Source organism: Gilvibacter sp., assembly GCF_965601605.1.
Classification (GTDB): domain Bacteria; phylum Bacteroidota; class Bacteroidia; order Flavobacteriales; family Flavobacteriaceae; genus Gilvibacter.
This window is the reverse complement of record NZ_CBFCWJ010000018.1, coordinates 86,648-94,316: the sequence shown is the minus strand read 5'-3', so window position 1 is coordinate 94,316 and position 7,669 is coordinate 86,648. Positions and strand designations below refer to the sequence as shown.

General features: G+C 43.0%; 5 protein-coding genes. 4 read left to right on the top strand and 1 reads right to left on the bottom strand.

Annotation, left to right across the window (positions count from 1 at the left end):
* Positions 1 to 1,664 (bottom strand): polyphosphate kinase 1 (gene ppk1 / locus ACSLP7_RS05285; RefSeq protein WP_435578345.1); only part of this gene is annotated, 1,664 nt, incomplete at its 3' end.
* Between the two features lie 204 nt (positions 1,665 to 1,868).
* Here ppk1 and ACSLP7_RS05280 point away from each other — a divergent pair.
* From ACSLP7_RS05280 to ACSLP7_RS05265, 4 genes are all read left to right on the top strand, one after another.
* Positions 1,869 to 4,307: a carboxypeptidase-like regulatory domain-containing protein gene (locus tag ACSLP7_RS05280; RefSeq protein ID WP_435578344.1), complete on the top strand. Its 2,439-nt coding sequence runs from the start codon at positions 1,869 to 1,871 to the stop codon at positions 4,305 to 4,307.
* Positions 4,308 to 4,392: 85 nt separating this feature from the next.
* The gene (locus tag ACSLP7_RS05275; protein ID WP_435578343.1) at positions 4,393 to 5,133 is read left to right on the top strand and encodes a carboxypeptidase-like regulatory domain-containing protein; all 741 of its coding nucleotides are present in this window, start codon (positions 4,393 to 4,395) and stop codon (positions 5,131 to 5,133) included.
* 54 nt (positions 5,134 to 5,187) lie between these two features.
* Positions 5,188 to 7,089 (top strand): DUF3857 domain-containing protein, encoded by a 1,902-nt coding sequence (locus ACSLP7_RS05270; RefSeq protein WP_435578342.1) that lies wholly within the window; start codon positions 5,188 to 5,190, stop codon positions 7,087 to 7,089.
* A gap of 118 nt (positions 7,090 to 7,207) precedes the next feature.
* Positions 7,208 to 7,666 carry a (2Fe-2S)-binding protein gene (locus ACSLP7_RS05265; RefSeq protein WP_435578341.1) on the top strand — a complete coding sequence of 153 codons (459 nt, stop codon included), beginning with the start codon at positions 7,208 to 7,210 and terminating at the stop codon, positions 7,664 to 7,666.
* The last annotated feature ends 3 nt before the right edge of the window (positions 7,667 to 7,669 follow it).

The window sequence follows — 7,669 nt, the reverse complement described above, 5'->3', positions numbered from 1 at the left end:
CGGCAAAAACCTCGTACTATGAGTCTGATCTTAACTCCTGCTCGACTCGCCTTATAAAGCCATTGGATCATTTGAGGATCCTCCAGACTGTTCATTTTGGCCGTAATTTTAGCTTTCTTTCCTTCAAGGGCAGCGTCAATTTCGTTTTGTATCAAGGTCTCAAAGCCACTTCTTGTGGTAAAGGGAGACACCAATAAGGCTTTGAGTTTTGGACGTTCTATTTTGCGTTCGATTATATCAAACACTTGTTGGAGATCATCAGTTATGAGCTCATTGGCGGTAAGTAGTGCGTGGTCGCAGTAAACTTTAGCGGTCTTGGCATTGAAATTACCTGTTCCAATGTATCCGTAATTCTTAATTTGATCTCCTTCATTTCTGCTGATCATCATGATCTTGGAATGTACTTTTATATCTCTAATGCTATAGGAAACAAAAGCTCCAGCCTGTTCAAAAGTACTTCCCCAGTTAAGGTTGTTCTGTTCATCAAAACGCGCTTGAGCCTCGATAAAAATGTGAACTTTCTTCCCGTTTTCAACGGCTTGGAGTAGTGCCGTTGTAAGTCTAGAAACTTTAGCGGTGCGGTACAAAGATATTCGGATTTGAGTTACTGCAGGATCCACAGTAGCTTGTTCTACAAGCGCAGATACATAATCAAATTGTTGATACGGAAAATGCAAGACCCGATCCTTTTCAGCAATGGCATGAAATAAATTATCATTTATCTCCAGTTGAGGGTGTTTGAGTGGTGGCATAGGTAAATAGCTCAACCGCTGAACAGTCTTGGGCATAGGCAAGGCAAAGAAATCACTAAAATTGTGTCTTTTCCCACCAGGAATGAGGTCAATTTTATTGAGATCCAGGTGTTCTCGTAGCAGTTTGCGATCCGCTTTATTCATACTATTATCATACAAAAGACGCGTAGGCTGGCCCGTTTGACGGTTATTTAAAGAGTCTTTTATTTGTGCCACGAGCTCAGGTTCTAAGCTTTGATCTAAGTAGAGTTCGGCATCTCTAGAAATCTTGATCTGATAGACGTTTTTCACACGCTGATCGGGATATATATCCTGTAAATACATTTTAATCACATCTTCCAGATAGATCAGCGACAGCCCGTCTTTTGAAGGCAGTTCCAAAAAACGTGAGATTTCGTCTGTAGGCAATTCTATAAAACCAACTTGAACTTCGCCTTTGAAAATGATAAACAAGTATTGAAAACCGTCTCTCAAAAATGACCTTGCATCTTGGTTGGCGTTGGTCCACCGTAGTTGGTGCAGCAGCTCCTGTTTAAAATAGTTTTTGGTAAACACGGCTTGTTCAGGCGTGAGTTTTTTTGGGTTGACTAAATGAATTCCATGACTGGGAAGTACTTTGAGCAGATTCTTGTAAATACGCCCAAATTCATTCTGTTGCTGATCAACAATTTTAAGCACTTCCTTTAAGGTTTTATTTGGACGTACTCCGAGTGATTTTCGATGCTTCTTTTTTACATGTTTTAGTTGTCTCAGCCTAGAGACTCTCACACGAAAGAATTCATCGAGGTTGGACGAGAAAATGGCTAAGAATTTGAATCTTTCATAGAGCGGTACATCTATATCGGCAGCCTCTTTGAGCACTCGGTTGTTAAAATACAGCCAACTAATATCTCTGTTGATCAGGTCTTTCATAGTGAAAATAACATCTCCAAATTGCTAAATTACCATTCATTGCTACCTCGCTATTTAAATATAGATTATCCTTAGGTTGATTTTAAGTTTCCCAACTTGGGGTTGCAATTTCTGAATAGGTTAAATAATATATAAACTTACCCAGATCTGTTACATAAGTCGTAACTCTGTATACTAATTGCTAGAAACGCAGTGAAAAAGGCTATGAACACTCGAAAATTCTACTTTTTATTTCTCTTTGCTTTATTTATTTCTGAGACGATCGTGGCTCAGACCATCACAGTTATTGGTAAAGTAACTTATCAGGAAAGCCCTCTGGTTAAGGTGAACATTCGTGTAGTGAACACCAATCAGGGAACAGAAACAGCTGCGGACGGAACCTACCAAATCAATGCAGAGGTGGGTCAAACCTTAAGGTTTAGTCATGTGGGATTCAAAGACGTGGAGATCCTTTTGGAAGAGACTTCCACGGTGCTCAATGTACCTATGGATGACTTTGTGGAGAGCCTGGATGAGGTGGTGGTTACTGCGTATGCGCCAGCACCTGAGGAAGATGACCTTGAAGTGGTCATGAATGTGAAGTTAGCAGCGCCTTTTGGTAGGAAATTCAATCCAGCCGCTCACGGAGGTGTGGTTTATTATTTGGATCAGCGAGAGATTCGAATGCTGGCTAATCCAGATTTGAATCTAGCCTTAAAGGATCGTTACGCTGGGGTGAAAGGTCCTTTTACCTGGATGGTTGACGATATTGAATGGAAGGAGGCTCCAGTGATCGCTTACAGCGAAATTGTACAAATGTATCTGGCCAATGTTCCTGGCGTGGGTCCAACGGTTTTCATTCGTACTGTGAATGCTCCTGAACAATTAGCTGCCAAACGCGCCAAGGAAGCGGAAAAATATAAGAACCAAAATTTTTATCAGGATGATGCCTTAAATGCCGATGGAACACCTGCTGAACAAACTCTTGGCGAGCCCAGAGAAGTTAAGGGAACCATTACATTTTTGGAGGCTCCTATACCCGATGTCAATATAAAGGTAAAAGGCACGTCTCGAGGAACTAAGACCAACAGAAGGGGCCGATATACTATTGAGGTTAGCCCAGGAGAAACCTTGTTATACAGTCATGTTTCTTTTAAAGAGGTAGAGATCCTTGTGGAAGATATAACCGAGCGAATAGATTTGGAAATGATTGAGGTTTCCAATGAATTGGATGAAGTGGTTATTACGGTGACCAATGCGGAGGGTATCTCAGAAAAGAGGCGCAAAAAAGCCGAGCGTCCTTTTGAAACTTCTCGGGGACGTTTTGATCCTTCAAAAGCGGGATATGCAGTTGGGGTGGTAGACGGAGAAGAGCTGAGCAATACCTATTCCTCCTTAAAAGAAGCCTTGAAAGGCAAGATATCTGGTTACTCTGTGGGTGTGAATGGTCGTGCTTATTTGCGAGGCGGTTCCTCTTCAGCCACCCAAGATTATCCCGTTGCATGGGAAGTCGATGGCGTCTTCACTACGGATGAACCCACCTATTTAGACCTCTCGCAGATAGAAGCAATCTATGCATTGAAGTCCTTAGCGGCAACTAACAAGTACGGAACCTTAGGTGCAGGAGGAGTTATAGTGATTCGGACCAAGTACGGCAGTTTCAATGCAGCCGAGAAGAAAAAGCAAGAAGACTTAGCCAAATTGCAGAACCAGAATTACTATTCAGATGATGCGGCGGGTTATGGCGGAATTGCAGAAGTAGACAAGCCGATTTTGGATGCGCTAAAGGCTAAAGGTTCTGCAGAGGCAGCTTTAGAGTATTACATGGAATCGCTGCAGGATTCGCTTGCCAATTACGGGCAAGGCCTTATTATAGCCCGATGGTTTGCGCAGCAGTATGGGGATCTGTCCAATTCGCAAAAGGTGCTGGAAGCGCTTTCTAACAAGCATTTGAAGAATCCTGAGATTCAAAAGGCTATTGCTTATTTCTACCAGGAATTAGGAATGACCAAGGCCGCTGTGGAGCAGTATAAGAAAGTGGCGCGTTTACGTCCAGAATATGCACAATCCTTTAGAGATCTGGCCAACGCGCATTTAGAGAACAGTCAGTTTGTTTTGGCTTGGCGGGTGTATATGAGTTATATCTTGGGTGACAATGATATCAGTGGAGAAGGAATTGGGAAGACCATCTATTCAGAGATGGAATACATCTACTTTAATCGAAGCAATCAAGCTAAGATAAAGGAGAAGTTTGTTCCCATTCACGACGATATTCAAGACTTCCGCGCGGATGTTCGTTTGGTCTTTGAGTGGAATACGTCTGAGGCTGAATTTGATATCGAGTTTGTGAATCCAGAGCGACGCGCCTACTCATTCAATCACTCCTTAGCAGACAATCAAGACCTGATCACCGATGAGAAGACCAAGGGCTTTTCCAGCAAAGAGTTCTTTGTGGAGGATCTCCAAAACGGAGAATGGCTGGTTAATTTCACCTATCGCGGCAACAAAAAGCCCGAACCCACTTTTGTAAAGTTAACAGTCTATTACGATTGGGGAAAACCTTCTCAGCGGCAAGAAGTGCGGGTGTATAGCTTTCAAGATCAGCGTGTTAAATTGCAGCTTTTACGCCTGACGGATACTCTATTGGCTGTAAATAACGACTAATTCCTTAACAGGAATTTATCAGCGAAGAGGTTCATTTTAACAACGCCTTATCAGTATTGACTCACAGATTTACCGAGTTTAGCGCATGCTTTCTAACCAACGCATATGGATACTGGGCCTGCTGTGCCTAGTGAGTGTCAATGCCTTAGCTCAAAGACTAGAAGGGCGCGTCACTGATGAACAAGGCCGATCTTTAGAGGGAATTACAGTTCTCAATTTAACTCGAGTCAAAGGGACAGTAACTAATGAGCGCGGTATGTATTCCATTGGTTATGACGATGGAGATACTATCCTCTTCGCGGGATTGAGTTTTTCCAACTTTGAATTTGTAGCTAAAGATCTTCCCGAGGATCTTGGGCCCATCAACATTACCATGACTCCAGAGACCACTGAACTCGATGAGGTGGTGGTGCGTTCGGATCAACTCTCCGATGAGCAGATCGCAGAGATCATCGAACAGAATTTTGGAGCGATCATGCCAACCAAGGTACTTTCTAACGCGGAGAAGAAACTATACACTGCGACAAGTTCTGCTGGCGGATTAGTGCCCTTCGATCTAATTCTCAACACTATAAACGGACGGATCAGAAAGCTCAAAATGCTCAATAGTTGGGAAAAACAAGACGTCATTATTGATGAGTTGCAGGCTGCGATACCCGAGGAATTTTTAAGGGAAGAGCTGGGACTGGAGGAAGTAGAGGTATATCCGTTTTTGCTTTATTGTGTGGAGACATCTGTCAAAGTACCAACCCCAGAAGAAATGAATTTGAGTCTCACTGAGTTCCTTTTGGCCAAATGGGAGCAGTATAAGGAGCAGCGGGATTAAATTTGGATTTCTCACTTGGCAGTCATAGCTTGCTTTAAGATAACCGATGCGCTTATGACCCTTAAGAATTTTTTTCTATTCTGCTTCCTCACTTTTAGTGCTTCGCTCTTTGCCCAGGAAGAATACCGAGTAGATCTGATTCCAGAATCTTTAAAAGAAGATGCCAACAGCACTACTGTAACAGAAACGTATGAATTGGAGATTGCGGATCATCGCAGTATCGTTTATAAACACAAGCGAGTTGTTACCGTTTTCAATAAAGGAGGCGATTCTGATGCTGTGGCTTACGCCAGTTATGATGACGACCGGAGAATTACAAAGCTATCTGCCACCATTTTGGACAAAGATGGTGAAGAGTTAGAGCGTTTTAGAAAGCGGGATTTTGAAGATATCAGCGCCGTTGATGGAGGTACGCTTTACAGCGACAGCCGCCTGATGGTCTTGCAATATACGCCCACGCAGTATCCATATACTTTGGTCTTTGAATCGGAAACAGAAAGCAAAGACACTTTTTATTTACCCACTTGGAACCTGATTGATTATTACGATTCCTCCATTTGGAATACCCGCTTTGTGGTCAAGTACAATCCAGACCTCGGATTTAGATATAAAGTTTTTGATCTCGAAGGAGTCTTTAACATTAATGAAAGCGACGGCTTATTAGAGGTTTCAGCCAGTGAAATTATGGCAACCAGTGCAGAAGAATTGGGTCCTTCTCCTTGGGAATTTATACCCAGCGTTCGTGTTGGCCTGACTCATTTTAGTTTAGATGGCATAGAAGGAAGGGCATCCAATTGGGAAGAGCTAGGCGCCTGGCAATACAGAAATCTAGTTGCGGGCTTAGACGGCTTGCCACAGCATGTGGTTTCTAAAGTGAGCGCCTTAGTAGCAGATGCTCCAAATACCAAAGAAAAGGTGCGTCGCATTTATGAATTCATGCAAGACAATACGCGCTATATCAGTGTGCAATTGGGTATAGGCGGTTTGCGGCCGTATCCAGCTGCGGAAGTGATTGAAAAAGGTTATGGAGACTGTAAAGGATTGACCAATTTAACCATGGCTTTGCTTAACAGTCAAGGGATAGAGGCCAATTATTGCGTGGTTTGGGCCGGTCGTGATCAGAAAAGTATAGATGCTGATTTTGCTTCTTTACAAGGCAATCACGTGATCTTAAATGTGCCGTTAGAGGATGAAGAATTGTGGCTGGAATGCACCAGTCAAACCATGCCATTTAATTTTTTGGGTGACTTTACCGACAATAGAAATGTGGTGGCACTTACCCCTCAAGGAGGTGTCATTAAGCGCACACCAAACTATGATCTAGGAAGAAACACCCTCAACACAGACGGAACCTTTAATCTAGATGCATCTGGAACTCTTAGCGGAGTAGTAAGTTTAGTATCTCGAGGAATTCAGTATGACACGCGAAGTGCTATGCTCTATAAAGATCAAAAAGATCGCGTGAGCAGCTATAAGAATTATTGGCGTTATGTAGACAATCTCGACATCCAAAACATTAATCTGGAAGAAGATAAAGAGCAAATCAGCCTAAGAGAAGAAGTAGTTTTTACGGCCACAGATTTTGCTAATTTCTCCAATGAGAAAGTCATTGTACCGGTCAATGTAATGGACCGATACACTTATATCCCACGCCGTTACAAAAGCCGCAGCCAAGAGGCTGTTATGCTTCGTGGCTGGATGGACAATACCAGTTTTCGAATTGAAATTCCAGAGGGATACAAAATAGATGCGCTGCCATATCCCATAGATATTGAGTCGAGATTCGGCACCTACACCATGTTGATCTTAAAAGATGGTGAAAATTCCGTGCAAGTTAGCCGAAGCTTAGTGCTTCGCAGTTTTAGAGCAACCCCAGAGGAATATGCAGAGCTAAGAGGTTTTCTTCGTTCCATTGCTAGAAGCGATGCTGCAAAGATGGTATTGGTTAAAAAATAAGCTCATAGGTAAACTTCGTTATCCTTTTAAAATCTTAATTTTTAGCAGATTGGTGTTAAAATACATCGTCCTGCTTGCTTTTTTTGTACCTTAAAAGTTCAATAAAAACTAACCAAATATGGCAAGCCTTACTATAACAATCAATGGGGAATCCTGGACCATAACTGCCGCGCCTGAAACACCACTATTGTGGGTGCTACGTGATGAACTGGGGATGGTAGGAACTAAATTCGGCTGTGGGATCGGTCAATGTGGATCCTGTACAGTACATCTAGACGGCAACGCAGTACGCAGTTGTCAACTTCCAGTCTCTGCTTTGGAAGGAAAGAAGATCACCACTATAGAAGGCCTGTCAGAGGCTGGAGACCATCCGGTTCAGGTGGCGTGGAAGGAAGTGGACGTGCCGCAATGTGGCTATTGCCAAGCAGGTCAGATCATGACCGCGTCAGCCTTTTTGGCACAGAATCCGAGTCCAACATCAGAAGAGATCCGCAATGCCATGCACGGCAATATATGCCGCTGTGCTTCTTATAATCGAATCGAAAAAGCGGTTGCTCAAGCAGCCAAAAACTCATAACCC